The sequence below is a fragment of the Candidatus Saccharibacteria bacterium oral taxon 488 genome (genome assembly GCA_013099015.1).
In the GTDB taxonomy this organism is placed as follows: domain Bacteria; phylum Patescibacteriota; class Saccharimonadia; order Saccharimonadales; family Saccharimonadaceae; genus Nanosynbacter.
Genome location: CP039998.1, coordinates 313,330 through 329,909 on the forward strand (window position 1 = coordinate 313,330; position 16,580 = coordinate 329,909).

The 16,580-nt window shown below is 52.3% G+C and carries 16 protein-coding genes and 1 pseudogene; 5 read left to right on the forward strand and 12 right to left on the reverse strand.

What is annotated here, in order from left to right:
- Positions 1–12: 12 nt before the first annotated feature.
- Positions 13–1,443 (reverse strand): cysteine--tRNA ligase, encoded by a 1,431-nt coding sequence (locus FBF29_01610; protein QJU07395.1) that lies wholly within the window; start codon positions 1,441–1,443, stop codon positions 13–15.
- Between the two features lie 160 nt (positions 1,444–1,603).
- Here FBF29_01610 and FBF29_01615 point away from each other — a divergent pair, with 160 nt between their 5' ends.
- Positions 1,604–2,062, forward strand: a complete 459-nt coding sequence (locus FBF29_01615; GenBank protein QJU07396.1) for an NUDIX domain-containing protein — start codon at positions 1,604–1,606, stop codon at positions 2,060–2,062.
- Positions 2,063–2,565: 503 nt separating this feature from the next.
- Here FBF29_01615 and der read toward each other — a convergent pair.
- The 10 genes from der to FBF29_01665 all read right to left on the reverse strand — a co-directional run bounded on the left by der (position 2,566) and on the right by FBF29_01665 (position 12,161).
- Positions 2,566–3,999 carry a ribosome biogenesis GTPase Der gene (gene der / locus FBF29_01620; GenBank protein QJU07397.1) on the reverse strand — a complete coding sequence of 478 codons (1,434 nt, stop codon included), beginning with the start codon at positions 3,997–3,999 and terminating at the stop codon, positions 2,566–2,568.
- 48 nt (positions 4,000–4,047) lie between these two features.
- Positions 4,048–4,482, reverse strand: a complete 435-nt coding sequence (locus tag FBF29_01625; protein ID QJU07398.1) for a hypothetical protein — start codon at positions 4,480–4,482, stop codon at positions 4,048–4,050.
- Between the two features lie 158 nt (positions 4,483–4,640).
- Positions 4,641–4,931, reverse strand: a complete 291-nt coding sequence (locus FBF29_01630) for a hypothetical protein (GenBank protein ID QJU07399.1) — start codon at positions 4,929–4,931, stop codon at positions 4,641–4,643.
- A 168-nt stretch (positions 4,932–5,099) separates the two neighbouring features.
- Complete coding sequence (locus FBF29_01635; protein QJU07400.1) at positions 5,100–5,819, reverse strand: rRNA pseudouridine synthase; 720 nt, start codon at positions 5,817–5,819, stop codon at positions 5,100–5,102.
- A gap of 1 nt (position 5,820) precedes the next feature.
- Complete coding sequence (locus FBF29_01640) at positions 5,821–7,134, reverse strand: response regulator (protein ID QJU07401.1); 1,314 nt, start codon at positions 7,132–7,134, stop codon at positions 5,821–5,823.
- Positions 7,135–7,179: 45 nt separating this feature from the next.
- On the reverse strand, positions 7,180–9,195 hold the full coding sequence (locus FBF29_01645) for a PAS domain-containing protein (protein ID QJU07402.1): 2,016 nt from the start codon (positions 9,193–9,195) through the stop codon (positions 7,180–7,182).
- A 97-nt stretch (positions 9,196–9,292) separates the two neighbouring features.
- Entirely contained in the window at positions 9,293–10,552 is a 1,260-nt protein-coding gene (locus FBF29_01650) for an ABC transporter permease (GenBank protein QJU07403.1), read from the reverse strand.
- Positions 10,549–11,271, reverse strand: coding sequence for an ABC transporter ATP-binding protein (locus FBF29_01655; GenBank protein QJU07404.1), 723 nt, complete (start codon positions 11,269–11,271; stop codon positions 10,549–10,551). Before FBF29_01655 ends, FBF29_01650 begins: the two co-directional genes overlap by 4 nt.
- 54 nt (positions 11,272–11,325) lie before the next feature.
- A complete protein-coding gene (locus FBF29_01660) occupies positions 11,326–11,829 on the reverse strand; it encodes a GNAT family N-acetyltransferase (GenBank protein ID QJU07405.1) in 504 nt (167 codons plus the stop codon).
- 119 nt (positions 11,830–11,948) lie between these two features.
- Entirely contained in the window at positions 11,949–12,161 is a 213-nt protein-coding gene (locus tag FBF29_01665; protein QJU07406.1) for a helix-turn-helix transcriptional regulator, read from the reverse strand.
- A gap of 208 nt (positions 12,162–12,369) precedes the next feature.
- Here FBF29_01665 and FBF29_01670 point away from each other — a divergent pair, with 208 nt between their 5' ends.
- Both FBF29_01670 and FBF29_01675 read left to right on the forward strand, forming a co-directional pair.
- The gene (locus FBF29_01670) at positions 12,370–14,499 is read left to right on the forward strand and encodes a hypothetical protein (GenBank protein ID QJU07407.1); all 2,130 of its coding nucleotides are present in this window, start codon (positions 12,370–12,372) and stop codon (positions 14,497–14,499) included.
- A gap of 137 nt (positions 14,500–14,636) precedes the next feature.
- Positions 14,637–14,771 (forward strand): annotated as a pseudogene (locus tag FBF29_01675) (TIGR04222 domain-containing membrane protein).
- A gap of 65 nt (positions 14,772–14,836) precedes the next feature.
- On the opposite strand, the gene FBF29_01680 reads toward FBF29_01675, so the two are convergent.
- The gene (locus tag FBF29_01680) at positions 14,837–15,529 is read right to left on the reverse strand and encodes a hypothetical protein (protein ID QJU07408.1); all 693 of its coding nucleotides are present in this window, start codon (positions 15,527–15,529) and stop codon (positions 14,837–14,839) included.
- Positions 15,530–15,846: 317 nt separating this feature from the next.
- On the opposite strand from FBF29_01680, the gene FBF29_01685 reads away from it, so the two are divergent.
- Positions 15,847–16,344: a hypothetical protein gene (locus FBF29_01685; GenBank protein QJU07409.1), complete on the forward strand. Its 498-nt coding sequence runs from the start codon at positions 15,847–15,849 to the stop codon at positions 16,342–16,344.
- Between the two features lie 2 nt (positions 16,345–16,346).
- Positions 16,347–16,574: a hypothetical protein gene (locus FBF29_01690; protein QJU07410.1), complete on the forward strand. Its 228-nt coding sequence runs from the start codon at positions 16,347–16,349 to the stop codon at positions 16,572–16,574.
- The last annotated feature ends 6 nt before the right edge of the window (positions 16,575–16,580 follow it).

Consider the following 16,580-nt stretch of genomic DNA (forward strand, 5'->3'; position numbering starts at 1 on the left):
GCGGCCGAGAGATTATCGGTACGACCAAACTTGACCAGATGGGGTGTCGCGTAGCGCGATGCCCTTTTCGTCGAGTTGAGCGCGAATATCGTCGGCAGCCTGCCAATCTTTGGCGCGGCGAGCCTGCTGGCGCTCGAGGATAAGCCGTTTGGCTTCATCGTCAATGTCTGGCGCGGTGTCCATTAGCTCTAGACCCAAAACCTCGTCAATTACTTCGAGTAGCTGCAGCAGACCGCCGCGATGGATTTTTTCTAACGGCGCATGATCCAGCTGTGAGAACGCCTCATCGATCAGCGCCAAGACCCCTGGCGTATCCAAATCATCATTCAGCTTTTCAATTAGCGCCTGCCGCGCTGCTAATAGCGACACCGTGCCCTCTTGCTCGTCTTTATCATCGTCATCGTCCAGCGTGTCGTGCGTCTGGTGTCGCAGCGCCGCATAGCCGCGCCAATGATCCAGCCGCGCCTGGGCTGCTTCCAAAATCTCCCAGGTGAAATTTCCCTCGGTCTGGTAATGCTTACTGAGAATCGCCAGCTTGAAAGCCATTGGGCTAAAGCCGCGGGCGGTGATATCGCTAAGGGTGATGATGTTGCCCAGGGATTTACTCATCTTGCGGCCGTCGACTTTTATGTGGTTATTGTGTAGCCACACTTGAGAAAACTGCTGTCCGGTCAAGCTCTCGCTCTGAGCGATTTCGTTGGTATGGTGTACCGGAATGTGGTCAATGCCGCCGGTGTGAATGTCAATTGCATCGCCCAGCGTTTCCCGGGCAATTGTCGAGCATTCGAGGTGCCAGCCCGGAAAACCGACGCCCCATGGACTGTCCCATTCCATATCGCGCTTGGCGCTTGTTGGTGAAAACTTCCAGACGGCGAAGTCGGTGATGCTGCGCTTGCCTGCCACGCTGACCCGCGCGCCGGCCTCTAGACCCGCCACGTCCAGTCGCGCCAATTTGCCATAATCCGGCAGCCGCGACGTATCAAAATACATGCCGTCGCCGTCAATCTTGTATAGAAATCCTTTCTCGTCTAGTCCCTTGGCAAATTCAATCTGCTGCTGGATATAATCTGTTGCCCGCACTAAATGGTCGGGCCGCACTAGCTTCAATACCTCGTAGGCTTCGTGCTCGGCGATGGTGATATACTGCTCGGCCACGTCCCAAGCGGTCGTGCCCTCGCGGCGAGCGCCCTTCTCCATCTTGTCCTCGCCATTATCATCATCGCTAGTCAAATGCCCAACGTCGGTGATATTCTGCGTGCGAATCACTGGAATGTCTTGCCAGCGCAGCAACCGCACCAATACATCCCAGTAAATATAGCCGACCCAATTGCCAATGTGCGGCTGCGAATACACCGTCAGCCCGCAGGTGTACATGCGAACCGTCTGTCCGTCGAGTGGCTGTAGTTTGTCTTTATGGCGAGTGAGGGTGTTGTGGAGCTTCATTGCCTTTATTTTACAGGAAAAAGCAGAGATTGGCGAGCGGCCCTGCCCTGTCGCAACTGAATGCTACCATCGCACTCTAGGCGTTATCTAGGCGGCTGTGAGATCTGCCCGTACCTATGGTATGATGATCCTAAGAAGTGTAAGGCGAGAAAGGTGATATATGGATACAACCTTGTTTCAGTACTGTCAAAAAATAGTGCTATTCAGTCAAGACGGCTCTGCCGTGCTGCTCGCTAGGCGCTGCGGGGAGGCTGATTATGATGGCGTGTTCTCGTTTATTGGCGGCAAGTTGGAGTCGACGGATGGTGGCCTGGTGAATGGTCTTCGGCGGGAGAAGAACGAGGAAATTGGCTCGGCTGCTAAAATTGCGGTGGTGACGAGCATCAGTGTTAATGAATATTTTGTCAAAACCAATGGACAGGCCATGGTGCTGCCACATTATTATGCCCGGTTTATTGGCGGTGAAATTATGCTCAATGATGAGTATTCTGAATATCGGTGGGTGAACCTACGTGAGTTAGATCAGTTTGAACCAAAGATTGAGACAGTTGCCCCTATGATTGAGGCTGTCCAAAAAATTATGCGAGTTGCCACCGAGGCGGATTATCGAGAGATATAGTGAAATCATTCCCATTCCAATGAAAATAGCCCACCGAACGAGCTCAAACCAGAACTGGATATATCTCAACCCAGGAGATGCAATCAGTACATCTCAACCAGTTTGAGCCCAGTCGGCGAGCTATTTTCGGTGGGCAGCCCCCGCTACTTACTTCTCTCTATGTTGTACTATGGCCTGCCATATTGTTGCAGTGCTTCCGATGACCCCCGCAATAATGTATACCCACGCAGCCAGGTGGTTATCATCTTGCTCGCAATCTCTTAGATACCCGTTAGGGCCGAGGCATACATTATTGCTAATCAGCCAGACCCCCAACACGAGGATGAGAATGAAGACGATTGCCCACACGACGAATTCACGCTTGGACATACCTTTATCCTTTCTTGAGAAAGAAAGCTCAAAGCTAAAGGGCGACTTCCGCCCTAGACGTAACCTTGAGCAAAAGCTGATATATATATCACTAATAGAATAAAATGTCAATGGATTTTGTCAAAAATGTGGTATTATATGCCTTTTTCAGCGTTTTTGGCCTGTTTGTATGCTTTGGTGACCGGTTCTAGGCCGCGGGCGACGCGTTCGCGGTTGGCTCTCAGCTGTTTTTCGTCGCGGAAAGATAGTTTGATGGGCGTGCCGGCGAAGTTGAAGGCTTCGCGCAGGGTGCGCTCCAAGTAGCGTTTGTAGCTCCAGTGGACGAATTTGAGGTTGCTGCCGTAGATGACGAACCATGGCGGTGCCATATCGGTCTGGACGATATAGCGTAGTTTTGGATGTGAGTTCTTCAGGCCGGCTGGCGGATGAGCGGCGACGGCTTTTTGTAAGAGGTCGTTGATGACGCGGGTCTTGCATTCTTGGCGGCGGCGCTTATGTATGTCGAGGGCTAGGTCGAATAATTTGGCGACGTTTTGACCGGTGACTGATGAGGTGAAGATCAGTGGTGCGTAGGGGGTGAATTTGAAATGATAGCTAATTTGCGGCGCTAGTTCGTCGCGGGTGTAGGCGTCTTTACCTTCGACGGAGTCCCATTTGCTGACAACCAGGACCAGCCCCTTGCCTGCTTCGTCGATGATGCCGGCCAAGCGTTGATCCAGCTGGACGTTCAATTCGTTGACGTCCATCAAGAGGAAGCAGACGTCGGCTTCGTTGATAGCCTGCATGGTGCGTAGGACGGAGAATTTTTCGATGCCAGTTTCTTGCTTGCCCTGGCGGCGAATGCCAGCGGTGTCCAGCAGCTCGATGGTCTGGCTGTGGTAGCGGACTTGGACGCGGTTGACGTCGCGGGTGGTGCCGGCAACGTTGGCGACGATGGCTTGCTGCTTGCCCGCCAAGGTGTTGAACAAGTTACTTTTGCCGACGTTTGGACGACCAATCAAGGCGACGCGGATGATGTCGTCAGGCGCGGTGTCGGTGGCTGGCGGGATGAGATCGGCGATGGCATCAAGTAATTCGGAGATGCCGATGCTGTGTTCGGCGGAGGTTTTGATGATGGTTTTAATGCCGAGGCGTTTGAATTCGTCGGTGTGGAGTGAGCCTTTGAGGTCGGCTTTATTGGCGATGAGGAGGACGGGCTTGCCGCTTTTGAGGGCTTTTTTGGCGAGTTGGCGATCAGCGTCTGATGGATAGACGGTAGAATCAACCATAACGAGAATGACATCGGCCGCGGCGGAGGCATCGGCGATTTGGTCTTGGATGGTGGCTTCGAATTCATCTTCGGCGGGTTTGAGGCCGGCGGTGTCGATGAGCCAGAATTCAGCCTGGCTTGCCTCGTCAGGAGATGAGGCGCGGCGTTTGTATGATACTTTGCCAACAACATTATCGCGGGTGGTGCCGGCTTCGCGGGCGACGATGGCGGTGCGGGCGCGCGTCAAGCGGTTGAACAATGAACTTTTGCCAACGTTAGCTTGGCCGATGATGGCGACGGTAGGTAATTTATGAGACATAATTACGCCTATTATACCAGAGGCGTGAGGATTTGGCGAGGATAAGCGTTATATGCTGGATCCGACTAGACCAAAGCGGTATAGCGAATAATAGACGATGCAGCCGACGAAGAGGGCCGCCAGGAAAAATGCCAGGTAGCTGCTGCCGCGCCAGGCGTGCTTGGTCGATGATTTCTCGGTGCGTTTTGCCTGACGCCGGGCGATGATGGTGAATAGTATGAGTCCAGCCAAGATGACGACTTCAATGCCTAACGCATACAAATTCAGCCCGAACTTTGGCTCCTGCCCCAGCGGGATGACGTGCGGCTCAGCGATGTAGGCTTGTGTTTTGTCAAGCAGACAGATGTCACGCTCGCGAACCGGCGTGATGATGAACATCACGAAATCCTGTGGATGAGCGAACGGGTGATTGAAATCTACGTAGCTTTCCTTCCAGTGATACGGAACACCGGGTGAAAATGGATTAACAGCGGGCATACACATGGTGGTAGTATAGCACGGGATTTTGGTGGGAGGCAATGAAAATAGCCCACCGAACGAGCTCAAACCAGAACTGGATATGTCTCAACCCAGGAAATGCAAGTGATGCATCTCAACCAGTTTGAGCCCAGTCGGCGAGCTATTTTCGGTGGGCGTTAGCCCTATCTCTTTGAAGCCTCCTTTCTCTTGATGTCGAAGAGACTCAGCATCGTGATCACCCCCGCAGGGGCGATCACGATGACGATGTAGATCGTCATCGCAATGACGAACCCCCACCCTCTTGCCCAGGTGGCGAGGAGTAGCGGGAATAGTGTGGCCGCGAACCAAAAGAGGATCCCCGCTCCCCGGAATCTCAATTCGTCGGTGACGGTGCAGACCGCGGCCGTTGCCGCGATGGTCGCCCCCACAAGGAGGATCGCGATCATAATGATCATCGGCGCAAACTGATTCACAATCTTTCCTTTCGGTAGAAGAAAAAGCTCAAAGCTAAAGGGCGACTCTCGCCCTAGACAATGACTCTGAGCAAAAGCTGATATATATATATATCACTAATAGAACAAAATGTCAATGGATTTTGTCAAAAATATGGTATTATATGCATTTTTGGCGCCTGGGGAGGTCTAGTGAGTCAGTGGCCCTTCACTAAATTCCCCGCGCTTGATACTGCCGAGGCTGTAATTACCAAAGTCTGTCCGGTGGAGTTTGGTGACGGTGTAGCCGAGGGCAGCGAAGGTGCGGCGGATTTGGCGGTTGCGGCCTTCGCTCATCTGGACAATCCAGCGGCGGTTGTCATCCTCGTGCTGGCGTTCAAGTGTCAAGCGGCTGGGCCCGTCAGGCAGCTGCACGCCAAAGTCATTGATCATTTGCCGGTGAAGTGGCTGAAGTGGCTGGTCAAGCGTCACCAGATAGCGCTTAATTTTATAAAACGATGGGTGTGTCATCTGATGGGCAAAATCCCCGTCATTGGTGAGGAGGATGAGGCCCGAACTGTCTTTGTCGAGGCGACCGACGGGTTTGAGGTGATGGAGGCTGGTTGGTAATAATTCATAAATGGTCGGTACACCGCCTTGAGAGGCACGCGAACAGAGGTAACCGACGGGTTTGTGGAGGAGGATGAGCTGGTGGGTTTGGGCGGTGAGCGGTTTGTTGCCGTAGCGAATGATGTCGGTTGTGGTGACGCGTTGACCCAGCGTGGCAGGTTGGTCGTTCACGGTGACTTTACCCTGCTCGATCAACTCGTCAGCCTGGCGGCGCGACACACCGAGCGCCAGCGCCACGAATTTGTTGAGGCGCTGGGCGGATGAATCGGTAAAATCGGATACTTGCGTCGGTGTCGTCATATCAGGAGACTACTGGCGGTTGCGGTGGAAAGGCGTTGGTCGGTGGCTGGGGTGTGGTTGGCTGTGCTGGCTCTGTCGCGGGGGATGGCTCTCCTTCAGGCGTTGGAGCTGGGTCGGTCGGCATCGGTGCCGGGGTGGGCAGGACGAATGGCGTATCGTCATCTTGTGGCTGTGATGCTGCCGCGTTGGCGAGCTCGGCATTGATCGCGGTACCAGTATCAAGTGGCTGGTCATCGGCTGGCGTCGGCAGCGGCTCGAGTGCATCAAGCGTCAGGTCGCCGTGCGGCTCAGCCATAGCGTTAGGCGTCGGCAGCGTGAAGTCGTTTGAATCTGGCGTTGGCTGCGGCGAGGCCTGCATAGACTCGAGCTGGTCGCTGAGCTCCTGCTCCATCATCTTGGACATGTCGGGCTGTGGTTCTTGGCTCAGCGGCTGGATCACCCGCTCACCACCGAGGCTGGTCGGCCGCGGCGATGGTGATGAGGCCGGTGCTGTTGGCTGTGGCAAGGTGTCGGCCGAGGTGGTCGGTGCCGCCTCAGGGGATGGGGACGGCGCTGGGTCAGAGACCGGAGGTTGCTCTACCTCGGGTGCTGGAGTTGGCGCTGGGTCGGTTGATGTCACTGGCTCGCCGGCGGTTTGCTCAGTCGATGCGGACGGAGCCGTCGGTGCCAATGGGGCGCTCGGTAGGACGAACGGTGCTGGGTCGGTTGCTGGCGGGATCGAATTGTCTGGGCTAGCTTGAGCAGGTGCGATGGCTGAATCATCGTGGGTCGTCGGAGTTATTGGTGCGGTCGGTGCCGGAGTGACAACGTGGGTTGCAATTGCTATCTCTGTCGGTGATGGCAAGGTGACTGCCGGAGCGTCTTGCTGGGTGGCCGGTGTCTTCAACGGCGCGTCAGCTGCTACGGGCTCTGCGGCCGGCTCGGGCGCGACGGGAGTCGGTTCTGGCACGTCGCCGAGTACTTCGTGGACAGTGCGCACCACGTCTTCGATGCCAACTTGCGACTTAACGAGGTAGCGATCAGCGCCGAGAGCTTCGCCGCGTTGCCGTTGGTCTTCGGATGACAATGCGGTCATCATGATGACTTTGACGTCGCGTGTCTCGGTGGTCGAGCGCAAGATATCCAGCATGTCAAAGCCAGAAATCTTGGGCATCATCACGTCACTGACGATCAAGGCCGGGCGTTCTTTGATGGCCATAGCTAAGGCCTCTTCACCGTCGCCCGCCGAAACGATGTCGTAGCCTTCAGCTAGTAACCTGACGCCGTAAATCTCGCGCAGGCTTTTGTCGTCTTCTACTAGTAAAATCTTTGTCATAACTACCTCTACTATACCGAAGTTTGCACCAAAATACTATAGTGGTTATGGTTTTTGTTGGGCAGCGTCTGGTTCTGGGGCGGCGAGCGGTGCTGATGGCGTGGGTGTAGCGGTTGGCTCAGGGGGTGTGGGTGTGGCAAGAGGCTCGTGGATTGGATCGGGCGGTGTGGATAGCATGGCGGGCGCGGGAGTGGTTGGTTCAGGTGGTGGCGTGAACATCAGCGGCAGCGGGCTAAAATTCGGCGGCGGCACCGGCGGCGTGGCTGGCTTAGTCAGGACGGTATCAGCGGCGTCCGGTTGGGTGGCGTTGATCGGGACGGTTGGCTGGACGGCGACAGCGGTTGGCGGTTCGGCGGTCAGTGGTGGAGCAGCAGGCGCGGGGGTGGTTGGTAATTGGCGCATGGCCTCGTCGGTTCGAGTGCGAGGAATCTCGAGAAAGAAAGTGCTGCCCTTGCGGTATTCGCTGATGACGAATAGGCGGCCGGACATTGCCTCGGTCAGGCGGCGGCTGAGATACAGGCCGAGGCCGGTGCCGCCGATCTCGCGGGTGTCGGAATTATCGACGCGGTAGAACTTTTGAAAGAGGTGTGGCACATCTTCGGCGGGGATGCCGATACCGCTGTCTTGGACGCTGATGGTGATCGTTTTGTCATCGCCAGTGATGTCTACGACTACTTCCCCGTCGGGCGTGTACTTGATGGCATTTTCGATCAAGTTAGAAACAACTTCGCGGAGGTGATCGGCATCGACGTTGGCGTAGTATGCTGGCTGGACAGTGGCGGCGGCGTCTGGACGGAAGGTGCAGACGAGGCCCTTTTCGGCGGCGCGTGGCGCCAGGCCCTCAAAAATCTCGCCAACGAAAGTAGTGATATTGATAATCTGTGGCTCGTTCTTGAGGCGGCCGTCTTCGGCGCGGCTGATGTCGAGCAGGTCCTGGAACAGTCGGCCGAGGTGCTGGGCTGAGGCGTGGGCCTTGGTGATGAAATCGCGCGCCTTGTCGTCGATGTGGGCGGTGGCTGGATTGAGGGCCAGGCCGAGATAACCCTCGATGGAGGCAACGGGGGTGCGCATTTCGTGGCTGGCGGTAGAAATGAATTCGGCTTGCTGGCGCTCCTCGGCTTTTTCTTTGGTGATGTCGCGAAAGACGACGATGATACCTTCGTTGTCCTTGCCGACCGGTGAGGCGACGATGGAGACGAGAATTTGCTTGTCCGAGGCAGTGCGGAGGAGTAATTTGTCGGAGTGTGCCGGCCGATTATTGATCAGTGACTGCATGACCGGGTTTTCGGTAACGGTGACGTCTTTGCCATCGGCGGTGACTAGTTGGATGACGCTTTGCCATTTGAGGCCGAGGGCGTCGCCTTGGTTCCAGCCGATGATCCGTTGGGCCGAAGGGTTGATCAGCTCGATATTGCCCTCGCGCGAGATGGCTAGCACGCCGTCGTCGATAGTATTGATGACAATGTCAGAGGTGCCCTCGGCGGTGGATAGCTTGGTGCGAAGTTCAGAGATGTCGCCGAGCTTGCTGACGCGCGGCTGATGGCGCCAGATGATAAAGCCAAGAGCTAGTGGCGCCAGGCCAAAAAATAGGGCGCCAATCGTGGCGATGAGGCTGGCGTGCTGGGTGATGGCGGCAGTGGTGATGGCGGTGACGACGAGGAGGCTGGTGCCGAGGACGACGGGCCAGCCAAAGAAGCCGGCGAATACCGCAGCGCTGAGCCAAGCGGCGGCGAATGGCGAGGCTAGAAAGCCGCTGGTGGCAACGAGCGAGCCGACGGCAAGGATGATCAGGCCATAGACGGCGATGGATACGGCGGTGATGGCTCGGCGCGGTAGCCACAGACAGAGGATGAGGGCGGCGAGGCTGACGAGGGCGCTGATGGCGGCGGCGAGGTCGGTGATGGCTTCGCCGATGGGTAGCCGGTAGCCGGTCGGGATAAAGCGCGCCCAAGCGTAGAGGAGGACGATGACCAGCCCGACGAACAAGGCCGCCTCGCATAGTCGCCGCAGCCAAAATCGTGACAATTCGCCGACTTGTGAAATATCCCCCGCCCACTTCATGCTTGTATTATAGACCGAGATGAGCAAAAATGATACCCACATTGAGCCACGTCACGGCAAGTCAAGCATGGTACGTATTTGGCTGCCCTGAGGGCGCTCAGCCCTTCCCCAAAATCGCCTCGAGCATTTTCATCCGCGAGGCCATGATGGCGGGGATGGCACCGCTGATGATGGCGACTACCAGCACAACCTCAGCACGGAATAGCAATTCCCACCACGATATGTTGAGCGTCACGTCAGCAATTGGCAGACTGAATGGATGTGCCACCACATATGGCACTAGTCCACCGAGGAAAATTGCCAAGCCGACCGCTATACCGCACACCGCATAAAATAGCGCTAGTAGGACATAGCTAAAGACGATCACTCGCGGCTTGATGCCAATCGCCCGCTGAATGCCGATTTGCCGCCGCTTGTTGATGATGTCAACGTAAATCACGATGAAGATCGTCACCGCCGCAATGATAATGCCGACTATCAGCATAATAGCGTTGAGCGACTGAAAGCTGCCGGTAATCGTATCCATAACCGTCGCTCCGTCGCGCCAATCGTGAACGCGCAGGCCCGGATAGTTCAGGTCAGTAAGCGCTCGTTGCACCGACGCCTCCTTGCCGCGGCTGGTGCGCACGACGATCATGCTGGCATCGTTCTCGCCAGCTGCCAAACGGCTCGGTATGCCGCTGGTGAGCTTGCGCCATAAACCGCGCGAGATGTACGCCTGAATATCTGCATTATAGAACTTCGTCGAGGTAATACCGCCGACCTTAACGTTGACCTTTTTACCGTTAATATTTATCGTTACCCGATCGCCAACTTTAACCCCCTCAAGCGAACCTCTCTCGAGCAGCCGGCTACCCAGCACAATCTCGTCATCGCTCGCCAAAAACGTTCCATCCGACACGCGGTTAGCGACCTCCAGGGTTTGGCGAAAGTCTCGCGGATTAACGACATTGATCCGAGCCTGTACTTGCTTGTCATCGTTATATCCTAATACCGCCGGCACAGCCAGGATTTTGTCAGCCGCCGTCACGCCGTCGATGCGTTTGATCTCGGCCAGCTTGTCATCGACATTGGTGATGTACTCGCCGGGCTTTTTGACATCGATATAGGCTTCGCCGACCATCAGATTCTTGATCTGCGATTCAATCGCCGAGGTGACGCCAGCTAGCAGCGACGATATGAAGGCTAGATTAATGAACGCCACCGCCACTAGCAGCGTCGTCAGGCCCAGCGTCCACTTACGGCCGCGCACGATGTACTGCCGCATCAATCGCCAGCCTAGCAAGAACTCGCGCCACAGATTGTTCTTGGGCTGGCGCGACGTTTGCGTTTCCTGCGTTTTGCGGGACTGGCTCATAGTAGCCTCCCGGCTGAAGGTTTGCGCTCGCCTTTTAGTTTGCCGTTTTCAAACACGATTTGCCGCTTGGCATAGGCTAGTTCATCAGCTTCATGCGAGATCATCACCAAGGTTATGCCGCTGGCGTTAATTTCCTTCAACGTTTCCATGACATTTTTTGAAGCAACCGTATCTAGGTTAGCCGTCGGCTCGTCGGCAAAGATAATGTGCGGCTCATTGACCAGCGCCCGGGCAATCGCCACGCGCTGCTGTTCGCCGCCAGATAATTGCGATGGTAGGTGGCGCGCTCTGTCCTTCAGGCCAACACGATCCAGTTCTTGCAGAGCTTTTTGCTTAGCAATCTTCGCCGAGCACCACATCAGCCGCGGCAACATGACGTTTTCTAGGGCGGTGAGTTCACGAATCAGGGCGTACTCTTGAAAAATATAGCCAACTTGGCGCAGGCGCAGTTCAATTCGCTGTTTTTCTGGCAGCTGAGTGATCTCTATCGCTGGTGTCTCATCACCCCTACTATCAAACCAAATCGTGCCGCTATCAGGGCGGTCCAACATCGCCACCTGATGCATAAAGGTCGATTTGCCCGAACCGTTGCGCCCTGTGATCATTAGAAAATCGCCGTGACGAATCGAAAAACTGACGTCCTTGAGCGCACGCGTGGCGCTATCACCCGAGCCGTACGTCTTGCTGAGATGCTCAATGGTAAGAATTTCGCGGGCCATAGTATCAGTATAGCGCGCGGTGGGGCGCCGCTTCAAGCCGAGATCCCGAAAAACCTACTGCAGTTTTGTTATCATTTCTATTTCACGAGCAGTAAAGCCATATTTTTCATAGAACGCTATGGCGCGCTGGTTGCCGCTCAGCACTTTTAGCCGCAGCGTATCGCAATTTTTACTCTGAAAATAGCGCTTCATTTCATCCAGCAAGGCTCGCCCGATACCGCTGCCTCGCTGTTCTGGCTCGACATAGAGCAGTCCGATCCAGCCGTCTTTTCGCGGCGCATGCACCGCATCGAACACGGCGTCCTGACCAGGCTGATGATCAATAATCACGCCCTGAATAAAACCGACCACCTGGCCATTCTCCTCGGCAACATATATCGCGCCGTCCATATCCTCGCTATCGTCAATCATCCGCTGCATGTAGCCGTGCGCGTCTCGCGGGCTAGCGAACGGCAGCGATTCCGCTGTGTCGTCAACCTGCGCAAAATGCGCGTGTAGTTTAATCGCCAGCTTGTCGATTGCGGCGCGGTCTTTGGGGTGGAAGGGGCGGATTGTCATGATTATGTTCTGTATAAGATAGTCTGCCGTAAAGTTACTATTTTAGTTATAACACAAAATAGCCATAGATTCCGCGGTTGGTCGACAGGTCTTTAGTGCTTAGGAGCAGAAAAGTATATTTATGTAAATAAGGTGGGGATGGAGACTTTTAGCGCTTTGGCTATCCTGTCAATATTATCGACTGAAATATTTTGTTCGCCACGTTCTATTGCCCCTATATACGTTCGATGAAGCCCGGCTTTATCTGCTAGTTGCTCCTGCGAAAAACCGCTCTTCTTGCGAAGCTCACGAACACGTTTTCCGAATAATCGTCTGACCCTAGGGACCGCCATTTGCTACTAAGCATATGTTAGTAAAAATAATAGTTCCACACACAATAACTAGCAGATTTATATTTTTACAGATGAAATGATGACAATAAATAGCATTTATGTTATATTCCTACGTAGGGGTCGTAGGCTGTTCTTTGCGCACGCAGAGTGTCTACTGGCTCCGTTCTTTCACATCGTTGTACTATCCAAAGTAAGGAGGTATTTGTAAATGCTCAAGAGGCCGCTTCTCGCGGTTCCGGGTATCCCGAAAGATGATGGCATTAAGTTCATTATGTCCGACCGAGAGATCTTCTTGGGATCTGAAATAGCACCGATTGCTTGGAGTATTCTGGAATTGTGCAATGGAATGAACCCCATTCATGCAATTGCCGAACAGCTCTCAAGCATTGATGAAAATTTCACGATAGGATTCTTGAATGACTTGAATTCGCTCGGTATTGTCATTGATAGTTGTGAGGTATACAAACACTTTCACGCAATCAGTGCAAACCCCATGACCTATCCTTCTGATATTACGGATAAAGAAGTTATGAGTCATGTCAAGTCTCCGCGTATGAAAATCAAGGAGGGTGTCGAATTCTCATTCACCGCTGAAGATAACCTCTCTAAGCTTACGGAGCTTCAGAGGCTTCGCTCTAGCTGTAGAAACTTCACCGGCGAGCCTCTATCTATTGAAGAGGTTGGCGTCTTGCTGAATGTTGGCTACTCTTTTGAGAGGCATGCAGTCCCTTCCGCGGGCAATCTTTATCCGATGAAGATATTTGTCATTGCCCTAGAAGATCAAAAGGATTTTCCGGCTGGATATTATGAGTACGATAGTGAATGTGATCGTCTTATACTATTTAACGGAACTCCTGATTTTCAGCGGATTTCTCATGCATTTAATGCCGTAGGGTTGCCCTTTGGCGCGAGCGTGATGCTTGTGATTGCTGCCGATGCAAATCGCCAGCCGTACAAGTACTCAAACTTGGGGTATCGCTTTATGGCTATTGAAGCGGGTGAAATTGCTCAGAATATTGCCCTTGGGGCGATAGAATCTGGCATGGATACCTGTCTTCTCGGGGGCATGAGAGAAAAAGAAGTCTCTGATGAGCTGCAACTTGAGGGCTGTCTCTTATTCCTTGCAATTGCGCTTGGTAAATCTGCTGGTGCAGAAGTAAGAACAGAACGATCTTTGCTCTCTCGGCTAGAGGATGAAGTTGTCGGAGATGTAAAGCCAGTTCGTCGCGTCTGGCTTACCGACAACACACTATCCAATGACTACGGCAAGTCATATTTCCAGTTTTTGTCCGTTGCACAGAATGGTCAAATCGCAAGTGGGATATCGACATCGTGGTCTGATGCGAGGCTTAAGGCCATAGCCGAAGGTTATGAGAGACAGCGTTCAACAGACGTATTCTACGATGTCTATTCATCGGCTCAAAACCTTCCAGGTCCGTGGCTTGATCCTCGAGTTGCTGCGCCTCTCACTGATGCGCAGTATATCCGGCTTCCGCATTTGCAAAAGTTCAATGAGGATCTGGAAATTGAGTGGATCAGAGGAGTAAATCACAAAGGAGAGGCGGTATTCGTACCGATCGACTTGGTGTTTTATTCCATGGAAAACCTTGGTAGAAAGTTGGTAGTGGATACCTGCTCTTCGGGGTTCGCCGCCTATACTAATTTCGAAGAGGCTGTTAATCGAGGTCTCCTAGAGCTCATTGAGCGTGACGGTTTGATGCGAAGCTGGTACGAAAAGCGCAGTCCGCATAAGTTGGATCCTGCGGTTTTGCCAACTCATTTGCGAAACAGAATGGAATACTGGAAAGACCGAGGGTACAACATAGTTGTACTTGATCTGAGCCAGAAAGGGGTTATTATCATTGAGGTGGTAATAATTTCTGATTCGTACCCCTGTTTCGTAAGTGGCGCATCCAGCTCGCTTGATACGTTTGAGGAAGCCACTATCAAGGCTTTTCAGGAGGCTGAGTCTCGTTTGATCTATGGGTTAAACGCTCAGAAGCCACGAAGACTGATTCCACGTCATGTTCATAGTGTTCTTGATCATGAGATGCTTTACGCTCAATCAAAGCAATACCATGAGTATGTGAGGTTTCTGTTCGGAGGTAAAACTTTGGACAGAGTTCCTGTACCAACAGCATCAATTGATACCTTGAAAAAGGAGCTGGAGATTGTTGCGGTGGATGTCTCTGAGAAACACTCGATACTGAAAGTAGCTAAGGTGTTGAGTTGCAAGCTGATACCAATTAGCTTTGGATTTGGCACTGGACACTATTCTCATCATTCTCTGACTGGGGTGGCACGAGGCGACAGTCTTATGCCACACTACTTTGCTTGAGTCCATTTTACACTGATATGCGATTGTGTTTTGATGGATTCGCGAATCCAAACAGAAAGGAGGTGATTTACATGTACACCGAAACTCTCTCGACCATTACAGTGGCTGTGTCTCCACTGTCGCGAATCATGGCCAGTGGTGGCGGAAGTCACTGTGGCGGCGGTTCCGGCGGTGGAAACTGTGGTAACGGTGGTGGTAGCGGTTGTGCTGGCGGTAGCTGTGGCTCCGGGTGCGGAGGCGGCAGCAGCTGTGGCAGTGGCTGCGGCAAGTGATGCCGATACTACAACGAAGATAAGACGTAGCTAAAACTACGCCCCCGTCCCCGTCGTTACGCATATCACGATGGGGACTTTTCAATATCCGGAGTGAAATCTCTATAGCTAGCAAAAGTTGCTTGTGCAATCGTTTGATTGGTTTTTAGTAAATATTGTTTCACGAAGTAATAACCTAGTTTATAGCCTGTCCAGCGTGGTAAATTATCATTGCCAGTATAAAATATTGTATTATAGTCATAAGCCGTGTTGTTAAAGTTGTTTTTTAGTGTCGCTACCATAGCGTTAACTTCTTTTTGTTTGGTATTTTGTATTTTACGCAGGAAGAACTGTTTATTATACTGCTTAAACCTGTTCATCGCTTCCTCTTCAAGTACGACCGCCAATCCCTCCAATATCATACCATCAAACATTGTCTCGGCATATTCTGGAACTTTCTCCCAGCGCAAAGAATGTGCCAACTCGTGGCATATTGTCTCAAAAACAAAATCTTCGTTAATTTGGTGCTGATGTTTATTAACAGACAGCATAATGAGACGCGAGTTATGTGTTCTACCTGCAATTCCGTCCTCGGTGATGGTTGGTAATAAGAAAGACGGAGTAATCACGACCATATCGACGTTATAATTGAATTGTTGAAACATTTCTGAGATAAATACCTCGGCTTTTTTAGTTGCCTGGCGAAATATGAAACAGTCGGTGTCGTTAAAAATATGATTAGCATTGGCGATGTGAAGATAAATTTTGCCCATGGGCATATTATAGAAAAAAAGTGTGAATATGACCAGTTTCAGAGATTTGAGGCGTAGTATGGTGAAGCAGTCCTACAACATGTTTCTTTCATTGCCGCGGAAATAGAACGTTACCAGCGGGATTTTTGATGAGGAGTGTGGGTGGTCTTTGTAGCTCAGACTCCACAAAAATAGCTCGCCACCAGAGGTAAGCGAGCTGTTTCAAATCCGAACGGAATATACATCCCTGTATGGTGAGCCTACAAATATAAATATGGAACTCCTTTTTCGCGATATGTTTGCGCTGCGAGATCGCTTCAAGGAGCTGGGTATGGCCATTAAAAATGGCGATGTGTATTTGCCTGATTTGGAGGAGCGTGATGTTTAATTTACGGAAATCAAACTCAAAACTCTACGACCAAAACACTTTCGATAACCAACTTATGCGCGATTTACGAAAAGCCCGAAAAAGCATTATCATCGAAAGTCCGTTTCTCAGAACTGTCCGAGTCGAAAAATTTATTCCAATATTTCACCGGCTCAAAAAGCGCGGCGTGACAATATTACTTAACACCAAACCACTTGAAGAACACGACGAAATATACAGGCTACAAGCCCAAAAGTCTCTGAGTTTACTACAATCAGTAGGCGTCGAAGTGCTTTTTACAGTCAAACATCACCGCAAATTAGCCATCATTGATAGAGAAGTTATTTACGAAGGCAGCCTAAATATTCTCTCATATCGCGACAGTTGTGAGATAATGAGAAGGACAACATCTGTACTTGAGGCGGAAATGTTGATAGATTTTATCGGCTTAAATAAATTTATGGAGGTGAAATAATTATGAACGACGAGGAGACGATCAAGAATCTTCATTTGTACGAAGACGAAGAAACGATCCAGAAAACGATCCATTACCTGGAGCTTCACGACCCAGAAAATGCCAACCGCGAATACGCGGTCGGATTTCTGAAGTTTATGCAGCGATTTGCGCATGTCGCGAGTAAGAGCGAGGGGTTTGATTTTGAGGGGTCTCTAGAGAAATATAAGACAAAACGCAAGAACGATTAATAAAGC